Origin of the sequence: Vreelandella andesensis, assembly GCF_003989795.1 — a bacterium.
In the GTDB taxonomy this organism is placed as follows: Bacteria; Pseudomonadota; Gammaproteobacteria; order Pseudomonadales; family Halomonadaceae; genus Vreelandella; species Vreelandella andesensis.
Genome location: NZ_RZHG01000007.1, coordinates 80,261 through 102,022, shown reverse-complemented (window position 1 = coordinate 102,022; position 21,762 = coordinate 80,261). Strand labels below are relative to the sequence as shown.

Annotated in this window: 21 protein-coding genes; 6 read left to right on the top strand and 15 right to left on the bottom strand. The window is 53.7% G+C overall.

Annotation, left to right across the window (positions count from 1 at the left end; all coding sequences use genetic code 11):
- Window positions 1-48 precede the first annotated feature (48 nt).
- The 3 genes from arfA to ELY33_RS02975 all read right to left on the bottom strand — a co-directional run bounded on the left by arfA (window position 49) and on the right by ELY33_RS02975 (window position 2,312).
- Window positions 49-228, bottom strand: coding sequence for an alternative ribosome rescue factor ArfA (arfA, locus tag ELY33_RS02985; RefSeq protein ID WP_126943730.1), 180 nt, complete (start codon window positions 226-228; stop codon window positions 49-51).
- A gap of 108 nt (window positions 229-336) precedes the next feature.
- Window positions 337-1,236: a uroporphyrinogen-III C-methyltransferase gene (gene cobA / locus ELY33_RS02980; RefSeq protein ID WP_126943727.1), complete on the bottom strand. Its 900-nt coding sequence runs from the start codon at window positions 1,234-1,236 to the stop codon at window positions 337-339.
- Window positions 1,237-1,424: 188 nt separating this feature from the next.
- On the bottom strand, window positions 1,425-2,312 hold the full coding sequence (locus ELY33_RS02975) for a MurR/RpiR family transcriptional regulator (RefSeq protein ID WP_126943724.1): 888 nt from the start codon (window positions 2,310-2,312) through the stop codon (window positions 1,425-1,427).
- A gap of 188 nt (window positions 2,313-2,500) precedes the next feature.
- Between ELY33_RS02975 and ELY33_RS02970 the strand changes: the two genes are divergently transcribed.
- From ELY33_RS02970 to ELY33_RS02960, 3 genes are all read left to right on the top strand, one after another.
- A complete protein-coding gene (locus tag ELY33_RS02970; RefSeq protein ID WP_126943721.1) occupies window positions 2,501-3,826 on the top strand; it encodes an aspartate aminotransferase family protein in 1,326 nt (441 codons plus the stop codon).
- A gap of 32 nt (window positions 3,827-3,858) precedes the next feature.
- Window positions 3,859-4,413, top strand: a complete 555-nt coding sequence (locus ELY33_RS02965; protein WP_126943718.1) for a carboxymuconolactone decarboxylase family protein — start codon at window positions 3,859-3,861, stop codon at window positions 4,411-4,413.
- Window positions 4,414-4,544: 131 nt separating this feature from the next.
- Window positions 4,545-5,480, top strand: coding sequence for a cation diffusion facilitator family transporter (locus ELY33_RS02960; RefSeq protein WP_126943715.1), 936 nt, complete (start codon window positions 4,545-4,547; stop codon window positions 5,478-5,480).
- Between the two features lie 62 nt (window positions 5,481-5,542).
- Here ELY33_RS02960 and ELY33_RS02955 read toward each other — a convergent pair whose 3' ends face one another.
- The 6 genes from ELY33_RS02955 to ELY33_RS02930 form a co-directional block, all read right to left on the bottom strand.
- Window positions 5,543-5,926 (bottom strand): RidA family protein, encoded by a 384-nt coding sequence (locus ELY33_RS02955; protein WP_126943712.1) that lies wholly within the window; start codon window positions 5,924-5,926, stop codon window positions 5,543-5,545.
- A gap of 21 nt (window positions 5,927-5,947) precedes the next feature.
- Window positions 5,948-6,715: a DUF3726 domain-containing protein gene (locus tag ELY33_RS02950; RefSeq protein ID WP_126943709.1), complete on the bottom strand. Its 768-nt coding sequence runs from the start codon at window positions 6,713-6,715 to the stop codon at window positions 5,948-5,950.
- Window positions 6,716-6,735: 20 nt separating this feature from the next.
- Window positions 6,736-8,520, bottom strand: a complete 1,785-nt coding sequence (locus tag ELY33_RS02945) for a hypothetical protein (RefSeq protein WP_126943706.1) — start codon at window positions 8,518-8,520, stop codon at window positions 6,736-6,738.
- Window positions 8,513-10,102: a BCCT family transporter gene (locus ELY33_RS02940; RefSeq protein ID WP_126943703.1), complete on the bottom strand. Its 1,590-nt coding sequence runs from the start codon at window positions 10,100-10,102 to the stop codon at window positions 8,513-8,515. The genes ELY33_RS02945 and ELY33_RS02940 overlap by 8 nt, the downstream gene beginning before the upstream one ends.
- Window positions 10,103-10,168: 66 nt before the next feature.
- On the bottom strand, window positions 10,169-11,158 hold the full coding sequence (locus ELY33_RS02935; protein ID WP_208644197.1) for a dipeptidase: 990 nt from the start codon (window positions 11,156-11,158) through the stop codon (window positions 10,169-10,171).
- A gap of 10 nt (window positions 11,159-11,168) precedes the next feature.
- Window positions 11,169-12,608 (bottom strand): aldehyde dehydrogenase family protein, encoded by a 1,440-nt coding sequence (locus ELY33_RS02930; RefSeq protein WP_126943700.1) that lies wholly within the window; start codon window positions 12,606-12,608, stop codon window positions 11,169-11,171.
- Window positions 12,609-12,700: 92 nt separating this feature from the next.
- On the opposite strand from ELY33_RS02930, the gene ELY33_RS02925 reads away from it, so the two are divergent.
- Window positions 12,701-13,597, top strand: a complete 897-nt coding sequence (locus ELY33_RS02925; protein ID WP_126943697.1) for a LysR family transcriptional regulator — start codon at window positions 12,701-12,703, stop codon at window positions 13,595-13,597.
- A gap of 77 nt (window positions 13,598-13,674) precedes the next feature.
- On the opposite strand, the gene ELY33_RS02920 is transcribed toward ELY33_RS02925, so the two are convergent.
- The 3 genes from ELY33_RS02920 to ELY33_RS02910 form a co-directional block, all read right to left on the bottom strand.
- Window positions 13,675-15,102 (bottom strand): Glu/Leu/Phe/Val family dehydrogenase, encoded by a 1,428-nt coding sequence (locus ELY33_RS02920; RefSeq protein WP_126943694.1) that lies wholly within the window; start codon window positions 15,100-15,102, stop codon window positions 13,675-13,677.
- 232 nt (window positions 15,103-15,334) lie between these two features.
- Window positions 15,335-16,099, bottom strand: coding sequence for a metallophosphoesterase (locus ELY33_RS02915; protein ID WP_126943691.1), 765 nt, complete (start codon window positions 16,097-16,099; stop codon window positions 15,335-15,337).
- Between the two features lie 34 nt (window positions 16,100-16,133).
- Window positions 16,134-16,961 carry an alpha/beta fold hydrolase gene (locus ELY33_RS02910; RefSeq protein ID WP_126943688.1) on the bottom strand — a complete coding sequence of 276 codons (828 nt, stop codon included), beginning with the start codon at window positions 16,959-16,961 and terminating at the stop codon, window positions 16,134-16,136.
- A gap of 606 nt (window positions 16,962-17,567) precedes the next feature.
- Here ELY33_RS02910 and ELY33_RS18190 point away from each other — a divergent pair.
- Window positions 17,568-17,690, top strand: coding sequence for a hypothetical protein (locus ELY33_RS18190; RefSeq protein ID WP_279629862.1), 123 nt, complete (start codon window positions 17,568-17,570; stop codon window positions 17,688-17,690).
- Window positions 17,691-17,826: 136 nt separating this feature from the next.
- Here ELY33_RS18190 and speG read toward each other — a convergent pair whose 3' ends face one another.
- Both speG and ELY33_RS02900 read right to left on the bottom strand, forming a co-directional pair.
- Window positions 17,827-18,348 (bottom strand): spermidine N1-acetyltransferase, encoded by a 522-nt coding sequence (gene speG / locus ELY33_RS02905; RefSeq protein ID WP_126943685.1) that lies wholly within the window; start codon window positions 18,346-18,348, stop codon window positions 17,827-17,829.
- Between the two features lie 87 nt (window positions 18,349-18,435).
- A complete protein-coding gene (locus tag ELY33_RS02900; RefSeq protein WP_126943682.1) occupies window positions 18,436-19,650 on the bottom strand; it encodes an NAD(P)/FAD-dependent oxidoreductase in 1,215 nt (404 codons plus the stop codon).
- 129 nt (window positions 19,651-19,779) lie between these two features.
- Between ELY33_RS02900 and ltaE the strand changes: the two genes are divergently transcribed.
- On the top strand, window positions 19,780-20,787 hold the full coding sequence (gene ltaE / locus ELY33_RS02895; protein ID WP_126943679.1) for a low-specificity L-threonine aldolase: 1,008 nt from the start codon (window positions 19,780-19,782) through the stop codon (window positions 20,785-20,787).
- Between the two features lie 16 nt (window positions 20,788-20,803).
- Here ltaE and ELY33_RS02890 read toward each other — a convergent pair whose 3' ends face one another.
- Window positions 20,804-21,415: a LysE/ArgO family amino acid transporter gene (locus tag ELY33_RS02890; RefSeq protein WP_126943676.1), complete on the bottom strand. Its 612-nt coding sequence runs from the start codon at window positions 21,413-21,415 to the stop codon at window positions 20,804-20,806.
- Window positions 21,416-21,762: the final 347 nt, after the last annotated feature.

Genomic DNA, 21,762 nt, shown 5'->3' with positions numbered 1-21,762 from the left:
AAAGGTCGGGCAGTATAATGCCTGGGAAGGCATCGCCAAAGCGCCTGCTTAGGCGGCTTGGCGATGCCCTCGTCCCGCCATATTACCTTTGTGAGAGCAAACTTTGTTAGAGCTACCTTTGCGGGAATAGCTACCTTTGCCTTTTTTTGGTGTTTGCTGCTGCATTTTGAACATGGGCGTTCGCAGCTGCGCTTTTAGCGCGTTATCGCGTATCTTGCCTTTTTTCACATCGTACTCCTGAGTCTTTAAAAAAAACGTTAACAAACGCTTAACGAGGCGACGCTATTGTTCTCGCCATTTATGGGACCAAATTAGATTGGCCAAGTTCCGGGCACCTTACGATGCCCCCTGATCACCGCAAGTGACTAACGTGTTTGCAACAGGGCTTTCTGCCACCATGCTCACTACGCTGCCCACCATGATCAGGCACGGCGAGGGCAATGGTTGAGCAGCGAGCAGCCTGGGCATATCCGCCAACGTGCTCACCAAGGATTGCTGTTCAGGCTGGCTAGCGTTTGCTACCAGCATGATAGGCCACGTATCCGGCAGCCCCGCCTGGCGAAGGCCATGGCAGATAGCAGCTACTTTGGAAAGTCCCATATAGAACACCAAGGTTTCGTCCTGACGGGCAAGGGATGCCCAATCCGGCGTGCCGCCTTCCCGGCACAGCTGCGCAGTAATAAAGCGCAGCTGTTGGGCGTGGCCACGGTCGGTTAGCGGAATTCCCATGCCCGCAGCGGCTGCCGAGGCAGCGGTAATGCCAGGCACTATTTCGGCTGATATTGAAGCTTTCGCTAACGCCTTCAATTCTTCACCCATGCGCCCAAACACACCTGGATCGCCGCCTTTCAAACGCACAACCGACTTACCTGCCTGTGCCAGTGAGACGACCAGCGCGCCTATCTCAGCCTGGGGCACACTATGATGGCCGCGTGCTTTCCCCACATAATAGCGTTCGGTGCCTGGCGGTATGAGCCCCAGCACATCGTCACCCACTAAGCGGTCATAGACGACTGCATCGGCCTGCATCAGCAGCCGCGCAGCTTTCAGGGTGAGCAGCTCCATATCACCACTTCCTGCACCGACTAAATACACCGTTCCAGAGCGGCATTCACCACTAAGAGGAAGGCGTAAATGCGTGGCTGATTCGCGGCCAAAGGACGCTAAAACCCGCTGGCTAAGGCGCATCAAGGCCTCAGGCCATTTCTGGGTTAGTTGTTTGCTTAGCGCACGCATTTGGTCGTTCCTCTTCAAGTAATGATTTTAGTTATAAAATACAGCTTCTGCGCTGAGTACCAAAGGCCAGCTGAGCGCGCGAGCACGCCACCACCGATGCTAGCCAATCACTCTGAAAGCTGGCCTAGTAGCATTTTCCTGAGTCGCTGCTTGGCTGAGAGAGTCAAGATACCTGCTTTTCGATGACGTCACTCCCGCCGCGGAATAGTGGCTGAATAGGTGTTCAAGCTCAAGAAATGTTCATCCGCCTGCTGCAAAGCGTCTAACGCTTTTGGTCGGTCATCTTCTGCCAGTAAGGTGCAAAGTACCTCAGAGATGGCTAAGGCGGGCGTTAATGTATGAAAGAAGCTGTAACTTTCAGTGGGGCAAAAAATCGTCTGATCCGACATGCCTACCAGCGGCGATACTTCGCTATCGGTGATAGACACAATCGTCAGCCCCTTGTCTTTTGCCAACTGGGTAAGCTCCAGCGTCGCGACGGCATAAGGTTTAACTGAAACAACAAACAAGACATCTTCGAGTGTGGCACGAATTAGCCCATCGCCACCCGTTCCCGCGGGTCCGTCTAGGTGAACTGAGCGATCACCCAACAATGACATCACATAATGAAAATGCCACGCCACGGAATGGCATGAGCGCAACCCTAGCACATACACTTTTCCCGCCGATTCCAGCGTATGAGCAATGGCTTTCAGCCGCTGTAGCGAGTCGGGTTCACAGAGCTTGGTCATCTGAGCACTCAGCCCCTGAAGCATATGCGCAGCGATATTCTCATTGACCGTCTCTGGGGCAACGTCGCCCCGCTGGCGAACTTTCGCGGCGAACCCATCACTTCCCCGCCTCAGCGCTGCCACATAATGTTCTCGGATATCATCGTACCCCTGCATTCCCAAGAACTTTGCCAGCCGAGTCATGGTGGCGGGTTGCACTGCTGCATGGCGCGCTAATTCACGCATAGAAACCAGTGCCACTTCATCCGGGTGTTCAAGCACGTAGCGGGCTGCCTGCTGAAGCTGCGGCGACATAGCATCGTACTGGGCGATAATCTGTTCCCTTAAAGGGTCGCGCTGCGGCATGTGTGTTGCCTCTTATACGGCTTGCTAAAACAGCATCCGATTTAAACGTTACTGTTCTCAAAAAACAATGATCTATATGTTTTAAGATAAACATAAATGATTCATTTGTTGCATTTATCGGCGAGGTTGTGCCAATCTGATCATCATGGCGTGCTCACATCGCTTGGTGACTATAAGGAACCGCTTTCATGACTCGTATTCTTCATCGCAGCATCGGCCCAACCCTACCCCATGCCGCATCGGCCCAAGGCGTCTATATCACAGACACCAACGGGCGCCAGTATTTGGATGCCTCGGGAGGTGCTGCAGTCACCAGTGTGGGGCATGCCCATCCAGAAGTATTAGCGGCGATGCGCGCTCAGATCGATAACCTCTGTTACGCCCATACATCTTTTTTCACCACCGACGCTGCCGAAGCGCTTGCCGAGAAGCTTGTCGACTTAGCCCCCGAAGGGCTGAATTACGTCTATCTGGTGTCGGGCGGATCAGAGGCCGTTGAAGCGGCGCTGAAAATGGCTCGGCAATATTTTGTAGAAATTGGCGCTCCCCAGCGTAGGCATATCATTGCTAGGCGCCAGAGTTACCACGGCAACACCATTGGTGCGTTGGCAACGGGTGGCAATGCCATGCGGCGCAAACAGTTTCAGCCCATTTTGCCTGAAACTCACCACGTCTCTCCCTGCTATGCCTATCGCGATAAAGGCGCTGATGAATCACCGGAGGCTTATGCCGCTCGGCTGGCAGACGAACTCGAAGCGAAAATTCTCGAACTTGGCCCTGAAGAGGTCATGGCCTTCGTTGCCGAGCCCGTCGTAGGTGCTACCCTTGGCGCTGTTGCTTCTGTCGCTGATTACTTTAAGCGCGTGCGTAAGATTTGCGACAAATATGGGGTATTACTGATCCTAGACGAAGTGATGTGTGGCATGGGGCGCACCGGCACTGTCTTCGCTTGCGAGCAAGATGATGTCATCCCGGATATCATCACGATAGCCAAAGGCCTGGGTGGCGGTTATCAACCGATTGGCGCGGTCATGTTGTCGGAAAAAATTTATGACAGCTTTGCCAACGGTTCGGGCTTGTTTCAGCACGGGCATACTTACATTGGCCACCCGGTTGCCGCCGCAACTGCCAATAAAGTCGTTGAAATTATTGCCCGCCCCGAAACAATGGCTAACGTTAATGCCATGGGTGCGAAATTACAGAGCGGCTTGGAAGCCGTTCTCGGTGCTTCTCCCCACGTCGGCGACATCCGCGGAAGAGGATTATTTCGCGGTATCGAAATTGTAGCCGACCGTGACACTAAAACGCCTTTCGATCCAAGCCGAAAAATTCACGCCAAGATTAAGCGACAAGCCATGGCACGGGGCCTAATTAGCTACCCAATGGGTGGCACTATTGATGGCGTTCACGGTGACCATATCCTGTTGGCACCGCCTTATATCATTGCCCCACATGACGTCGATCTGATCATTGAGCGCCTTGCCGACGCCATCAACGCCGCCATCGCCGAGTGATGGCACGAACCCTATCTAAATGGAGCTCACCCATGACGCCCTCTCCCTGCCCACCGATCTCTGATGCCGATTGGCCAACCGAAATCGCCGATTTACGCGATGACTTTGCTGGTGCGCTCAATGTTTATCGCACCATGGCCCATCACCCGGCCTTGCTAAACGCCTGGGCACCTTTGCGCCAGCATGTTGTTAAAGAAAATGCGCTAGGGCCAGAATTAACCGAAGTGGTAATTCTGCGCGCGAGCCTGCGCATGGAGTCGAGTTATGAGTGGGCGCATCATGTCAGCCGAGCCCTCGCCCTAGGGTTTTCCGAGGCGCGGATTAATGCGATTAGAGAGATGCCCGATGGTGTTGACGGCCTTATTGTTAGCGCGGTAAATGCATTATTCGACCAGCGAATGCTGTCTCCTGAGCAAGAAGCAAAGCTCGCTGATGCTATTGGGCGCAAGGCCGTTATCGACCTGATCGCTATGGTAGGGTTCTATACGGTGTTGGGCTATCTGCTCAAGACTTATCACACACCGCTGGATGACAACATTCAAAAAGAAGCGGAAATAATGCCAGCGCTATTTTCGCTGGCACCTTAAACCTTCCGCAGCCCTGGTGCATGCCTCAAGCGGCTCCAGGGCTGGCTGCTAATAAAATCACTGACATTGCGACCAATGATATTGCTATGCTTGCCGGCCTCTTGAATAGGTAATATCGGAGCAAAACGGTCGTGAAAACAGAATCCCGCACCTTAGCTTTTTCCGCTTTTATGGCACTGCTGATTGGCTGTGCAGGTATCACTGCGACGCTGGCGTCTAACTCCCAGGCTATTTTGTTGGATGGTTTATTTAACCTTATCTACTTTAGCGTAGCGCTGGTCACCATTAAGGTGAGCAAGCTAGCCAGCCGCCCCGATAGCGAATCCTATCCGTTTGGCTACAGCTACTTCGAGTCGTTAGTAAACCTATGCAAAGGGTTATTGATATTAGGTGTTTCCATCTTTGCGTTGGTGGATGCCGTTGCTGCACTGCTGACGGGTGGGCGGGAGATTTCAGCGGGGCTTGCCGTTATCTACGCACTGTTTGCCACCGTAGCCTGCTCGTTCACCGCTTGGGTGATGCACAGCAGTCAGCGTCATGTGAGTAGCCCGCTAGTCGCTGCCGACAAACTTAACTGGCTGGTAAACAGTATTATTTCGGCGGCCGTGTTAGCGGCATTCTGCTTAGTTATGCTGTTTGAACGGTTAGACTGGCGGGTAATCGTGCCCTATGTCGACGCAATACTGGTGATGGCCGTTGTGCTGCTATGCCTTGGCGTCCCCGTGCGCATGGCCTCTCAGGCACTGCGGGAACTGCTCAATAAAACGCCCGATGAAGCGATTGCCAAGCCAGTACGTCAAGCGGTCGCTCGCGGGCTTGCGGATATAGATACCCAAGAAGTGCGAGTGCGCATGGTTCGCCCTGGCCGTCTTTTATATATCATGGTTCATGTGGTGCTCCCCAAATCACTTCACAACTCAACACTTGCTCATCAAGACACGCTACGCCAACTCATTGATGAAGAAGTGCGGCGCATATACTCCCCCGTCGTTTGCGATGTGATCTTCACCGAAGATGATCGCTGGGCAGCACCTTCCTGCGGGCAGTTAGTGAAGAAGCATGCTTAATCGCACCACTAAAAAGCGGCCCGTAGGCCGCTTCAAATAACGCTTGTACCGATGACGACCTATTATAAAATCTCCGAAACAGCGGCATAGGCAACCATCTCTACCAACATCTCTTCTCGCGCAAAACCAGACACAATAATGGCGGCCCGATTGGGGTAAGGTGCGGTGACGTATTCCGCATAGATACGATTAACCGTGGCCAGATCTTCACGCTGAGTCACATAGATCAATACCTGAGTCAGTTGCTGCATGCCAGCGCCAGCACTTTCCAGAGTGTGTTGCAGATTATCCAGCGTCTGGCGGGTTTGTGCTTCAATCCCGCCTTCCACCACAGCGCCATCGGCGCCGATGGGAATTTGCGCAGTGAACAAAATACCATTGCCGACCACAGCCCATTCGAGTGGGGCCTTTGCCGCGTAGAGATCCGTTTTTACCGGTTGAATCATGGTAGAGCTCTCACTTATCCATTAATCGTTGTCGTTGACGCCTGCGCCCGCACCACCTCGGGAAGCCTCGGAAGACTCCACCAGAATACGATGCGCCAGGGTTTTCAAGCGTGTCCAGATAGCATCGTCGACATCTATCCCTTCCTGCAGCGAGCGTTCCCGGCAGGCCATCAGGTCAGATTCCGAATGGCGCGCCAGCAGGTTGAGGTCATGGTCTACCCCTAGAGAAGGCAGGAGTTCGACGTGGTTGGCCATCACCAGGGTAATGCCGTCGTTAGGTTCGTTTTCTTCCGGCACATCGCGAACCGAATAAATGCGCACTTCCGGCGTGGGATGGCCCGCGCGAAAGCCCACCACCTGCTCGGTTAGTGGCTCCTGGGCATTCCGCCAGAAGGCGGTAATGTTGATACCGCGCCCGGCCAGGCGTGACAGATAGCCCATGATCAGCTGACGGTTGTGGCAGCGGCGAATCTTGACCACCGATAGCCCTCGTGCGCGGGCCTTTGCAAACCCCAGCTCCGTCGCCAGGCTGATACTACGCAGTACACTCTGACCATGGCCATCCAGCACTGCCAAATCGCCGTCCTGATAAATTACTTTGGGGAGCGCTTCGGGGTCTTCTTCCAGCAGAAAATCCAGGCCGCGATTGAGCTGGTCTATCGCGTTAAACCCGTGGCACTGCATCCACGCCACCATGTCGGCGGCATCGGCCGCGTCGCCGTCTTCAAAACCAATCCCGGTAAAGGCTTTCCGGCACAACCCCTGTAGCTCATTAAAGGAGACTTTCATAACCTTTCTCCACGAGCAGGTTAATTTGCAGATATTTCCGCTGAACCGGCATGGGGCGATAGCCCGGCAGGATCAACGGTGCCGTTTTTAAGCTGCGGCTGCAGCGGAAAGCTCCAGTCATCAAAGTGGCTGAGATCTTCCGGCTCAGCGTTAAGTTCTTCTACCAGAGGAGCGCCCTGAAACAGCGTAATACGCACCCAGCGATCAGATTTCGGGTCAAACCGGCTGGCTCCGAAAAACGCCAGTTTGGTGCGCAGCAGGTGCATGGGCTTCATATCCTGATGCCAGAGGTTGGCGTGAATATCGCCATAGGTGTCCCTTACCAGCGTCTGTACCCGGCGGATGATTTCTTTGTGGCGGGGCTTGGCGAGCAGAAAATCCACGACTTTGGCACGCGGCGTTTCTTCAAGGAACTCACAGATTGCCGCGTGGCTGTGAGCCACCCTTGGTCCCATGGCAATCAGCACTTCCTTCTCGGCGCCAGGCTCTTCATGGCGAACGCCTAGGCGGGGCTCTTCTTTCTCTGCCGAACGGTACCAGAACCAGTAACTGCCTTCTCGACTGGTGTAATCATGCTCCAGCGCCCAGTTGTAGTGGGTTTCTATCAACTGGCGAAGATGAATCAGCGACATGTCTGGCGTCAGATCGAGGTTTTCTGTAACACCCATCTGCTCTTCCAGCGGGTCAGCCAGTTCAGGGTACAACTCAATTAGCAGGGTATTGATCAATTCCTGCGCTTCCAGCGATAGCGTCCGCTCGCTCCAGGCCACCAGCTGGGCCCAGAGATCTTCTTCCAGCGGCGCACTTTCCAGCCAGGCCAGCACATCGGGCAGGCTGGCCACGGTCTCCGCATTGCGCTCGCTTTGTTCGGCGTCTTCGGTCTCGGTTTCAGCCAGATGCTGCAAGGCACGCCGGAACAACGCAATCAGCCGTTTGCGGTCTTCGCTAGTCGGTGCCTGACGCCTGGCCAGCGCCAGCGCTGTTTCCCGCTGATGAACCCACTGGGCAATCAGTTGCGGATGATGGATCAGAAACGGCGCCATGCCCAGGCCAGTGGAGTTGCCGATGCCCAAATAGCGGCGCAGCTCGGTGGCCAGTTCACAGGCGGTTTCCGGTGCCTGGCTACGCGCCAGATGCTCCACTTGTTCGATGGAGAAGTGGCGCAGCAGGTAAACGCCTGCCATTTGTGGCGAAAAAGGCCGACGGAAATCCGGGTTTTCATGCAGGCGGGCAAAGTCGGCAATGCCGAATTTGCCGTTGCCGTAAACCGCCGTGGTGCGATACAGATACCCCACCCGGGTTAGCCACTTGGGGTCTGGCTGCTGGCCGTTGGCCAGCGCTTCTACAAAGTGAGCAAAGTTACGCAGGCTTTTGTTGGCACGCGAAAGCACTAGTAGGCGCGGATGCTGACGCCCCGCCTCCTGCAGGGGGACATTTGCCGCCATTTGTTCCAGCAGGCTGTCATCAACGTCACCTTCCACCAAGCCAAAGGTGACATCCCAGGCGTCGGCAATGACCCGATCAGAACGGCGCGTCTCATCCAACGCCTGGGCAAACATGACGCCGTGATAGCGCCCATAAGGCGTTTGCAGGCGGTAAATGGCCGTACCGTAGCCGTTTTCATCCAGATCAAAACGTTCCCGGCTGACTTGCCAACGCTGACGCCCCATCTGACGCATCAGCGTACGCACAAAGCTCAACCGACAGGCGTGCAAACTGCCCAAACGCTCCAGCTGCATAACGTCGTCGGCGGGACGCAGAGCCAGGGGCGCCAGTGGTGCCAGCGCCCAATCGCGGTTATTCATGAACAATGACCTTCTTACGCGTTGTCAGCCCCTGTTCGCGAGCCATCGCATACGCCGCTTTTGGCCCTAGCCACAGCGATGGCAACAACACCAGGGAGACAGGAATGGCAGTGATCACGATAAACTGCTGCAACACACCAATCTGCCCGGACCCCATGTAAAGCAGAATGGCTGCCATCAGCGCCATGGTGATACCCCAGAAAATCCGCACAGCGGTATGCGGTTCATCGTGGCCGGTACATACCACGGCAATTGCATAGCTCATGGAGTCACCCGTGGTCGCCACGAAGATAGTGGTCAACACCAGGATCGCCAGGGCCATAAAGACGCCGCCCGGCAGCGCCTGAGCCACCGTCAGAGTCGCGACATCAAACTGGAAGTTATTCAGCGCTTCTGCCAGATCAATGGCGCCGCTCATCTGGTAATAGATGCCGGACCCGCCAAGCAGGGTAAACCATACGGTGGTGGCAATCGGCGCCATGACCGCAACCGCCAGAATCATCTCGCGAATCGTGCGGCCACGGGAAATACGTGCCACGAAAATCGCCATCAGTGGGCCATAACCGATAAACCAGGCAAAGAAGAACACCGTCCACCACTGCATCCACCAGCCCGGCGCGGTTTCCGAGGTCACGGTGGCCATGGCGAAGAACGAGGTGATGTACTCGCCAAAGCCTTGCAGGTAAGCATTAGTGAAGAACAACGTTGGTCCGAAGACGAAGATCACCGCCGCAATCGCCAACGCTAGAAAGACATTGAAGCGGCTGAGGATCTGAATACCTTTATGAATACCGGTAGCCGCCGAGGTCACATAGACCGCCCCCAGTACAAGCAGAATCACCAGCTGAGTCGTATAACCTTCGCTGATACCAAACAGTTCATGCAGACCAAAGCTGACCTGAGTGGCCAGAAAACCAATCGGGCCAACGGTGCCCGCTACCACGGCAATCACGCAGCAGGCATCCACCACGCCGCCCAGCCAACCACGCATCAAACGCTCGCCCAGCACCGGGGTGAGCAGCGTGCGCGGCTGCAGCGGCAGGCCACGCTCATAATGCCAGTAGGCCAGCACAATGGCTGTCAGCGAGCCAAGTACCGCCCAGGCCAGAAAGCCCCAGTGCATAAAAGATTGCGCCAACGCACCAGCAATGGCTTCCACGGTACCGGCTTCAGTATCAAATGAAGGCGGTGTCACCACAAAGTGATAGACCGGCTCACCGGCAGCAAAGAACACACCACCACCGGCCAGCAAGGTACACATGATGATGGACAGCCACTTGAAGGTACTCAGCTCCGGCTTGTCCAGGCCTCCTATCTTGGCGCTAGCCGCTGGCGAAATCGCCAGACCAATCGCAATAAAGAAGGTTAGCAGCAAAAACAGCTGAAAATACGACCCCAGCACGGCGGCCGTCCAGGCGAACCCGGTGGAAATGACACTGGCCACGCCTTCCATATTGATCAGTGAGAGCAATACAAAAAGAACCACAAAACCGCCACTCAGCGCGAGTACGACCGGGTCGCCGAACTTGCCAAGCCCGGAGGCTTTGTCCTTGTTTTGGGACGTGTTAGGGGAAGAGTCCATGGAAAACCTCATTATTGATTATTGTTAGTGGATCGTTTTGAAAGTGACTGGCGTTTTTAGTGTTAATCAACGCAAAGGCGTCGTGGAGCGCTCCAGCAATTCGACCCAGTTGCGCCCCATGATGCGGGCGACTTCCTGCTCGGCGAATCCTTTAGCACGTAACCCCTCAATCAGATTGGGAAAGTCGCGGCTATCGCGCAGCCACGCCAGCGGTTTTGGCCAGCCCGCGTTATTGGCGCTGCCTTCGCCGTAATCCATCTCTTTTGACCAGCGGCCATTGCGCATCCATTCCAGCACCGAGGTTGGCTGGTTCTGACATAGGTCCGTGCCCAGCCCGACGTGCTCAATGCCCATCATGTCGACCGTGCGGGCGATCATGTCGCAGTAGTCTTCCAGGGTGCAGTCAGGGCCGTTTTTCAAGTGGAACGGATAGGCGGAAAAGCCCAGCAGGCCATCATTTTCAGCAATCGCCTTGAGCACCTTGTCGGACTTGTTACGCTTGGCGTCTTGGAAAAAGCTGGGGTTGGCATGAGAAATGATCACCGGACGCTCAGAAATCTCGATGGCTTCCAGGGTCGAGCGCTCGCTGCTGTGAGACATATCGATCACCATGCCGACCCGATTCATCTCGCGAATCACCTGGCGACCAAAACGGGTAATCCCGCTGTCTTCGCTTTCATAACATCCACAGGCCAGCAGGCTCTGGTTGTTATAGGTGAGCTGCATAATCAGCAAGCCCAACTGGCGCAGCACGGCAACCATGTCGATATCGTCTTCAATCGGCGAGCAGTTCTGGGCACCGAAAAAGATACCCACCTTGCCTGCATCACGAGCGCGCTGAATATCGCCTGGCGCTTGCACCGGCATAATCAGGTCGCTGTGGGCTTCGAAACGGCGGTTCCATTCCCCGATGCGTGTCAGGGTCTCCCGCAGAGTTTCATGGTAGACCAGGGTGGCGTGGACGGCGTCCACACCGCCCTCGCGCATCTGTTCAAAAATTTCCCGGGACCAGTTGGAGTACTGCAACCCATCCACGGTCAGCATCTGTTTGGACATGCGCCGCTCCTTAGGCTTTGACGTAGCAGGTCTTGACCACGGTGTAGAACTCACGCGCATAGCGCCCTTGTTCACGCGGGCCGAAGCTTGAGTCTTTGCGGCCACCAAAGGGCACGTGATAGTCGGTGCCAGCGGTGGGCAGGTTGACCATCACACAACCGGTCTCGGCTTCTGCCTTAAAACGGTTGGCCAGCGCCAGGGAGTCGGTAATGATGCCAGCGGTCAAACCGAAGTTAGTGTCGTTGAGCATGGCAATCGCTTCGTCCATGTCCGCTACCTTGATCACACAGGCAATCGGGCCGAACACTTCTTCACGGTTGATCGCCATGTCGTTGGTGGTATCGACAAGCAGCGCTGGGGCCATGAAGTAACCTTCACTGGCACACTCGACCCGCTCGCCACCGAAGGCCAGTGTCGCGCCGTCGGCCTGGCCACGCTCAATCCAGCTCAGGTTGGAATCCAGCTGGCGGGCATCTGCCACGGGACCGATCTGCACGCCTTCTTCCAGCGCCGGGCCGACCTTGGCTTTCGCCAACCGCGCCGTCAGTTTTTCGACAAAGGCGTCATGCACGGCGGCATGTACGATCAGGCGCGAAGACGCGGTGCATTTCTGCCCGGTGCCAGAATAAGCGCCGTTGAAGGCAGCCTCCACGGCCAAGTCAAGATCGGCATCTTCTGCCACGATTAGAGCGTTCTTGGAGCCCATTTCCAGCTGGCACTTGACCAGATTACCGGCGGTGGCAGCGGCCACGCGGCGGCCGACTTCCAACGAGCCGGTAAAGGTCAGTGCGTTAATGGCGGGGCTTGTGATCAGCGCTTCACCGACGCTACCGCCGCTGCCCATCAGCAGGTTGAAGGTACCCGCAGGCAGTGCCTGACGGCTGATGATCTCGGTCAGCGCCCAGGCACTCGCCGGTACCAGGTTGGCGGGTTTGAAAATCACCGCGTTACCAAAGGCCAGCGCTGGAGCGATTTTCCAGACCGCGGTCGCCATGGGGAAATTCCAGGGGCTGATGATGCCGACGACGCCCACCGGCTCACGGCGGGTATCGACTTCCACGCCAGGGCGCACGGAATCGACCCGCTCATCAATCTGGCGCAGCACTTCGGCGGCATAGTAATGGAAGAATTGCGCCGAACGCCCCACTTCCCCCATGCCTTCCGCCAGCGGCTTGCCTTCCTCGCGGGATAACAGACGGCCCAGCTCTTCCTTGCGGGCCATCAGCTCGTCGCCAATCGCCATCAGGATGCCATAGCGCTGTTCCAGGCCACTTTTCGCCCATTCTTTCTGGCCGTTGCGTGCCGCCTTGATGGCATCTTCTACCTGAGCCGGGCTGGCTTGAGCATAATCGCCAATCACATCGGTCAGGTCTGAAGGATTGTTATTGGTGATATGGCTATCGCCGTCGACCCATTGGCCGTTGATATAAAGTGCATGGACTGATGACATAACGCGCTCCTTTAAATGTTGACGACATGCTAAAGAAGGCGGGAAGATAAGGGTAATCAATAATTCAGATAAAATGATCAGAAAAACTTACCATGCTCCCCGAACTGAAACTGGCACCTTTACGCTATGTGCTCGCTATCCTTGATTCGGGCGGCTTTCACGCCGCCGCCAAACAGTTACACCGTAGCCAGCCAGCTGTTTCTATGGCTGTGCGCGACCTGGAAGAGCGCCTTGGTCAACCGCTCTTTGAGAAAGGCGGCGGCAAAGCCCTGTTAACGCCCTTTGGCCGCTGGTGCGAACCACGCTTTCGCGAATTAGTCGCCCATCACGACCGGGTGTGTCGCGATGCGCTAGCGATTGCTCGTCAGCAGCGTGGGCGTGTAGATATTGCCGCGGTACCGTCGGTCGCCAGCCGGCTAATGCCCGCGCTGTTAGCCGGATTTCTGGAGGCCTATCCTGGCATTGATATCAGCCTGCAGGACGGTCACTCCGAGCGGGTCAATGAGATGGTGTTAAAAGGCGAGGTAGAGCTCGGCATCACCAGCTTATGGCTACCCGATGACACCCTACGTTTCGATGCGCTATTGCACGATGATATTGGCGTGGTATGCCGTGATGACCACCCTTTGGCCCAGCAAAATGCTCTGCATTGGCGTGCATTAAAGCCGTATACACTTATTCGTAACGGCACCTCGCGCCTGCTTGAAGGGTCGCCAGCCGCAGAGTTGTTAACCCATAGCACACTGTATATTTCTAACATGATTTCGCTGACTGCCATGCTGGAAGCTGGCATCGGTGTGACTACCCTGCCCCGGTTAGCATTTCAGGAAGAGCATCAGAGGCTGCGCTTTATCCCCCTCGCCACCCCGCGCTTGGAACGCCGGATTGGCTTATTACGACGAGCGAGACAAAGCCTTTCACCTGCTGCTGATGCGATGTATGGCTATTTATTGACACAGTTGGCAGGGAGGATATCGCTGAAGCGCTAGGCCAACCCTCATGACCAAACTAGAGGGTTGGCGACGCATTGCTGCTTTACAGATGCGATAGCAACAGCAAAGGCTTATTAAACCCCGATATCGCGGTAGTGACGGGCTACTTTCTCGATGGCAATCACATAGGCCGCCATGCGGTAGTCGTTAACTTTGGGGTTTTCATTACGCGTGCGAATAATCTCTTGCAGCGCCAAACGCATGGTGTCGTCCAAACCAGAACGTACCAGATCAAACTCGTCGGCGCCGCGCGCCAGCTCATCGGCCAAATGATCTGGCACCTTGTGCCCAGTTGACTCTTCAATCGCCTGAATGATGTGCTGACCGCGTGCTTCATGAAAGCGTTTATCGAGCCTTCCAAAGCGAACGTGATTCAAGTTACGAATCCACTCGAAATAAGAAACCACCACGCCACCGGCGTTGCAGTAAGCATCGGGGAGAATCTCGACACCCCGCTCTCGAAGAATTTTATCTGCCTCAAAAGTAATCGGGCCGTTAGCCGCTTCAGCAATAAGCGGCGCTTGAATACGAGGTGCATTTTCTGTGGTGATAACGCCTTCCAACGCCGCCGGAATAAGAATATCGCAAGCGAACGCTAATACCTTACTACCATCTTCCCGGTACTCGGCATGCGGGTACCCTTTCACTCCACCGGTCTCGGTGATGTACTCACGTACCGACTGGACATCCAGGCCATCCTCGTTGATCAAAGCACCGTCGCGTTCAATAATAGCGGTAATCAGACAGCCATCTTCGGTCTGCAAGAAGTGCGCAGCGTGATAGCCCACATTTCCTAACCCCTGCACCACAACGCGTTTACCAGATAAGCTGCCAGACAAACCACAACGTTTGATTTCTTCGGGATGACGGAAGAGTTCGCGCAATGCATACTGCACCCCGCGCCCGGTCGCCTCGTTACGCCCCCGCACACCACCATGTTCGACTGGTTTACCGGTTAACGCACCCATGTAGTTGATGTCATTCGGGAACATTTGGCGGTAAGTATCAACCATCCAGCCCATTTCTCGTGGCCCGGTGCCCATATCGGGAGCAGGAACGTTAGTGGCAGGGCTTAGATACCCCTTGTTGATCAGCTCACGGGCGAAACGCCGCGTAATGGCTTCCAGTTGTTTGGCAGTGTACTTGCGCGGATCAATGACCAAACCGCCTTTGGAACCACCAAACGGCACGTCGACAATCGCACACTTATAGGTCATCAGCGCTGCCAGCGCCTCGACTTCGTCCTGATCGACCATCATTGCAAACCGAATGCCGCCTTTTGAGGGCAGGCGGTGATCGCTATGGGTGGCCCGCCAGCCAGTAAACATTTCAATTTTGCCTTCGATATCAATCGGAAACGATACCTGCACCACGCTCTGACATACCTTCAGCGCATTTCCAATTCCCTCTTCCAGCTCCATGATGTCGATAGCGTGATCCACCATGTGCTCGACGCTTTCGCGAAAAGACATACCCTGTTGGGCGAACTTGGTATCACTCATTAGTGGCGCTCCATTGCTGTTGCGTTTTTTATTAATATTGCTGTTCGTACTGTTAGCAGGACTGCTATCAGGACTTTTCCGGTATCAGCACTTTTTCGGAAAAACCAACACTTATCGTTTGTGCCGTAGGATGTCAGTTGGTTTAAGCTCACCTACTCGTTGACTTTACCAAAGCCTCTTCGCCATTAACTTTTAACTATTATTAAATACTGCTCTATTATTCAACTCTCACTTAATTCACCTCAACCACCAAGTTCGGCTTGAACAACGCGGGAGTAAACTCGTAGGGATAACCACCCGGATTAGCGATGACCCGCGTGCCGTTACATAAACTATCGACTGGCTCATGGACATGGCCATGCACCCACAGATCCATCTTGCCCATCAATTGGGGCAGATGAGAGGCAAAGGCTGGGGACAGTGCATCACCGACATATTGCTGAGGAATGCAACTGCGCAAAGGCGCGTGATGGCTAATGACGACGCGTGGGCCATCGAAGGGTTGCTCAAGCTCATTGCTCAGCCAGTTAAGCGCTTCAAGGTGTAATTCTTGGCTAGCTAGAGGGGTAAAAACGTGGCCTGGGGCGGTTGTCACAATGCGAAAATCAGGCATATAACGTAATGCTTTAGCGTTGGTCTCTTCTGGGTTATACGTTGGATCATCGGCATAGAGCGAGAAATCCGTCCATAACGTGGTGCCATAAAAACGCACCCCGCCAATAGTGACAGCTCGATTATCCAGCAACTCAATCTCATGGCGCTCAGCTTCGACGGCAAGCTCTTCACGGAGTAACGGCATGCAGGTGCCGTAAAACTCATGGTTTCCCGGCACATATAAAATTGGCCTTTCTGGAAACCGTTGCCTGGCCCAGGCAAGCCCTTCGGTTCTCTGATGGATATCGCCTGCCAAAATGATCAGGTCGGCCTCTACTTTCGGTAGCTCACGGTCACCATCAAAAAACTCCAGATGAAGATCGGATAAAAGTCGCAAGCGCATAGCGTTCCTCACTTCTCGCTAAATAACAGCCGCCTTACAGCGCAAGCCGCGCGATAAACTCACTAACATAGTTAACGACTGCCGCTTCTGCTTCACGGTGGGGTACATGACCAACGCCCGGCAGAATTTCGCAGTGCGCGGGACCACTGGTATGTCGGGCAATGCATTCTGGTTGACGATGCGAGCCATACTCGTCTTTTTCACCATGAAGCACTAGTGTGGGGCAATTAACGCGCTCAAGAGCGGGGATAAGCGACCAGTGTTCAAAAGCAGGATGCAGCCAAGTATCCGTCCAGCCATTCAGTACCCAGTGCGCTTTATCGCCATGATATTTTTCTAATTTGGCGAATTGCGCCGGCACTTGAAAAACAGCCTGCGCCTCTTTAATACCTTGTCGCGTACGCGGTTCATTTAATGCCTGAGCGGCAATGGTAATCAGTCCTACGCATTGCTCTGCATACTGTCCTGCGCAGTGCACCGCCATACAGCCCCCTACGCTATGCCCCAATGCAATAAAACGCGTTAATTGAAACGCACGCTGAAGTGCCGCAAAGCTCGCCGTGGGTTCATCGTCGATAAAGCTCAGTGGTGGCGGCACCAGGCACGCATCAGAGCGCCCAAAACCCAGTCGGTCGTAAGCAATCACTCGCCGTCGAGTCGCCGCACATATCGCTGCCGGGAAACTGCGCCATAGATCAACACAGCCCAAAGAGTCGTGAAAAAGTACGATAGGCACGTCAGAGTGCCCAGATGGTGTTTCCCAAGTTCGGGTAAACACGCGGCCATGAGGGGTTGTTAGCCAGCGATCATGGAAGGTAGGTTCAGAATAAGCAGTATTAGGATCGATAGTTGATAGCACCATTATATAACTCGTTGTTTTATTAATTAGTTATCGATATTTAGTCAACACATCATTCTAGACACACAAGATGATGGATCGCTTGTTTTTGTGAACATCAGTTAAAAATGCTGCACCGCAACAAAAATAGCCTATACTCTAGGTGTGTTCCAATAGGAGGATCACCATATGACTTCTACCTTTGCATTATCTACCCAATATGACGAAGTACTTGCTTTTTGGCGCCTACAAGCCAACTGGCAACAAGCTGCCAATGAAGCATTAGCGGCCTATTTCGGCTAAAAGTAGCGTTTTTAACCGCAACCTCCCCTCTATAGACCAAAAGATAACCACATAAGCCGACTTTTTAGTCGGCTTTTTTATATTATGAAAATCTATTCCATTCAAAGGCATAGATGGGTAGTTTTCACTTTTGTAAGCCATTTCTTACAAAACATAGCAGTTCTCCTACATCTTTAGGACTAGCTTTAAAGGTTGAGATGCGCATAAACTCTAACCCGCAGCTAATTTGCTGCGACGCACAAAACAAATCATGTATAACTAAACTAGGGTCAACAAAGCCCATCATGGCTGAACCGTCCCTCAACCTCTGAATTAGGAGTACTCGCTATGTCATCTTTCGCTGCTCAAGATCAGACAGTAGAAGTGGATGTGATGCAAGTCTGGGCTAATTGTGCCCAACAGCAACGTGCAGCTTTCGATGCCATCGTCGCTTATATGCGCCAGCAGTAAGCAACAACGCCTCAGCCCTTGGCTTGGTTAGCTTTCGGCCTGAGGCGTTTTCGTTCTGGTCAATCGATAATCAAAAACAGATCTGTACAAATCTTGGCGCTTTCCCCAAGTCCAGTGACTGTTCCCTGGCTTTCTATCAAGCTAGTTGCGCTAAGTAAGTGTCTTGTAAAATATACATCCGCTTCACATCGCGGTATTTGCCGTTGATAAAGAACTCTTTAACCAAATGTCCTTCCTCAATGAAACCACTCTCCTCGTAAAGATGAATCGCTCTAACGTTCTCCACCGCCACTATCAAATATATTTTGTGTAGATTTAAAATCGTGAACGAGTAGTGCAACGCTTGACGGATCAATGACCGCGCAAACCCCTTACCTTGGTGTTCTGGCGTGATAATGATCTGAAATTCACCACTGCGATGAATGTAGTCGATTTCAATTAGTTCGACTAAACCAATGGCATGCCCACTGCTGTTCTCTGCTACGAAGCGCCGCTCAGCGTTGTCGTGAATGTGTTTGTTATAAAGCTCCTCCAGCTCATCAAATGATTCGTAAGGCTCTTCAAACCAATACGACATGATGTTCTGGTTATTATTTAACTCATGAACAAAGCGCAAATCGTTCCGCTCTAACGCACGTAAATAAAGTTGATTGTCCATCACTTGCTACTCTTAGGCATCGTTATTCAAATTACCCGTTATACATGGATGTGCTATAGGTGTTGCGGGGCTATCTCTTCTACGGAGTTATCTCGTTAGTCGCTGGAATGAAAAAAGCGCTGCCAGGGGGTGCTGCTTGCCTTCAATCAACGCCCGCAGCAGTTTGGCACCAATCATGCTGTAGCTGATTCCATTGCCGCCATAGGCCATCGCAAAATGCACCCTTGAACCGTGTGATTCATGGGGACCGAAAAACGGCAGGCCATCGTCGGTTTCTGCAAAGGTGCCACCCCAGGAAAACGTTGGGTTAATTTCAAGCTTAGGCCACAGCGCCTCGACCTTAGCGGCCAGCCCTTCGGCTTTTTTCTCCACTTGTGCGTCACGACGCTTGGGAATATCGTCATCGTCATCGTCGCCGCCCACTAGCAGCCGGCCGTCTCGGGTAGTGCGCATATAAAGGTAAGGTCGTGCAGATTCCCACACCATGGTGTGGCGCAACTTGCCTAATAATTCAGGCGGTAGCGGGTCGGTGATAAGTGCATAGCTGCTGCGATTGACGGCCACCGATTCGGGCAACCAGGCTTGTGACTCATACCCGGCGGCCATCACCACGTACTGACAACGCAGCTTGGCACCATTAACCAGCGACAGTGTGACGCCATGCTCATCCGGCGTCATCGTCTGCATGTGTGTGCGATCGTAAACCTCTCCCCCTCGCTCAACAACCCTGGAAAACAGCTGATACGCCATACGATACGGGTCAATAGTGGCGGCTAACTGGGTAAGAATAGCGCCAGGTGCCACAAAACCGTACTCTGCCAATACCGCCTCGCTTTCAAGCCAGTCAGCCTCGAAGCCGTGCTTTTGGCGTAGCGCCAACTCCTCCTTTAATGGCACTACGTCTTCTTCATGGCTGGCGTAATAAAGACTTTGTTGACGTTCAAAGTCGACATCGCCTAGTCCGGCAGCCAACGTTTCAATTTCCCCAATGGCATCAGCACAGGCGCGATAAGCAAGCACCGCATCGGCTTCCCCATAGCGCTTGGCTAACTCGGTCATATGGGTATCAATTTCGTATTGCAGTAACGCCGTGCTGGCGGCTGAACTTCCCCACCCCACGTCACGACGCTCAAGCACCACCACATGATGGTCATTGCGGCTGAGCTCATCGGCAATCAGCGCGCCGGTAATGCCACCGCCAATCACCACTACTTCACTTTGATGATTGCGGGTCAGTTGCGGGAAGGCTTTTAACAAGCCATTCTTCACGGCCCAAAAGGGGTAGCCACTTTTCAGATCCATCTGCTTGCCTATGCTAGGTTGCCCTGGAGTATTCTATGGTTGATAAACGTATGCTGTTAACCATAGATGGTTCCTGACAACTTGCTCGGTAAAGCGTCTTAACGTGACCAAACCCAAAAGGAGTTTTACATGATTGACCTACGCAGTGACACGGTGACCCGTCCTACCACTGCCATGAAGGATGCCATGATGGCCGCTCCAGTGGGCGATGATGTATGGGGCGATGACCCAACGGTCAACATGTTTCAAGAGAAACTAGCCGAACAAGCAGGCAAAGAAGCGGCACTGCTTTTTCCTAGCGGCACACAAAGCAATCTAGTGGCACTAATGGCTCACTGTGAGCGCGGCGATGAGTACATCGTTGGTCAATCAGCCCATACTTACCGCTATGAAGGCGGCGGTGCTGCGGTGTTAGGCAGTATCCAGCCACAGCCAATTGAAAATGCCGCCGATGGCACGCTGCCATTGGAAAAAATTAGTGCCGCCATCAAGGCCGATGATTTTCACTTCGCCCGCACACGTCTTTTAGCGTTAGAAAACACCATTGGTGGCAAAGTACTGCCTGCAGACTATGTATTAAAAGCCACTGAACTAGCTCGCGAGCGTGGACTGGCAACACATTTAGACGGTGCGCGGCTGTTTAATGCAGCGGTAGCCACAGACACTTCACTTAAGCAGCTTTGCTTGCCGTTTGATAGCGTGTCACTGTGCTTTTCGAAAGGCCTGGGCACCCCTATAGGCTCTGCTCTAGTAGGGCCTCAAGCGTTAATCGACCGCGCACGGCGCTGGCGTAAAATGGTCGGTGGCGGCATGCGCCAATCGGGTATTATCGCCGCTGCCTGTCAGTATGCGTTGGATCATCATGTAGCTGACTTGGCCCATGACCACCACCGCGCAGCGCGCCTATCGAAAGGTTTGGCGAAGCTGCCTGGGGTCGAGATTACCGCCCAAGCAACTAATATGGTGTTCGCGCACTTTCCTGACGAACATGTAAAGCCACTCTCCGCTTGGCTAAAAGAACATGGCATTTTAATTGAGCTACTCTACGCCACCCGTTTTGTTGTCCACCGGGATATTGATGATGCCAATATCGATAAAGTAATAGCCGTTATGCAAAGCTATTTTAGCCGCCACTAATAAATGTTATGGCCTGTCAAAGCAGCGTAGAACCCAGCGCCAGATGTATTGCGATGGCCGCCATCATCAGGCCAATTAGCCCATCAATAGTACGCCACGCTCTAGGGCGGGAAAGCCAAGGCGAAAGCGCAGCCCCGCCCCACGCTAGCAGGCTGAACCAAAGAACAGAGGCCGTCGACGCACCTGCAACGAACACACCGGCACTTTCCTGTTGGGCACCAATGGCCGGAATTAACAATAGGGTGTCCAGATACACTTGGGGATTCAATACAGTGACAGCCAACGTTGCCAGCAATACACCTCGCAAGCTGCGGGCTTTTACGCTACCTGCTTGCAACCCTTCGCGCCCGCTAACAGCCCGCAGTAGTGCCTGAGAAGCCAACCAGCTCAAAAACACCACGCCTACCCACCGCATAGCTTCCATCGCGTTTGGCATCGTCAGTAAAAATGCGCTGGCACCAAACATACCGGCAGTTAGCAAGATAATATCTGCGCTCATGCACAACCCAGCTGACCACCAGTGATATTCACGACGCACCGCTAACCCCAGCACGTAAGCATTTTGCGCCCCAATCGCCATGATGATGCCGCCAGATACCACCAACCCTGTTAAATAGCTTTCCCACATTGCCCTGTCCCCAGTACCAGAATTAGCGTCGCTTTAAATAATCGTGGCACTAAGATAGCGGGCAACCTGAATAACTAAAAATCATCTTGCTAATAGGGTATTCGTTTTGCTTATCACCGTCTCAGCCCCAACAACAAGTAGGCACCGCCTATCAACGAGGCGACTAGGCCTATCGACCCGGCTAAGTAGCTGATCGTAAATCATCGTGTATTATTGATATTTAGCCCACTGAAACGGATAAACACATGGCAAGACGCCGCTTCGTTGCTCCTCTCTCGGAGTCTGAGCAGCAGACACTGGCTTAAGCCTGCCAAGCCATTAAGGTGGTGGTCTGATGCTGGTAGCTA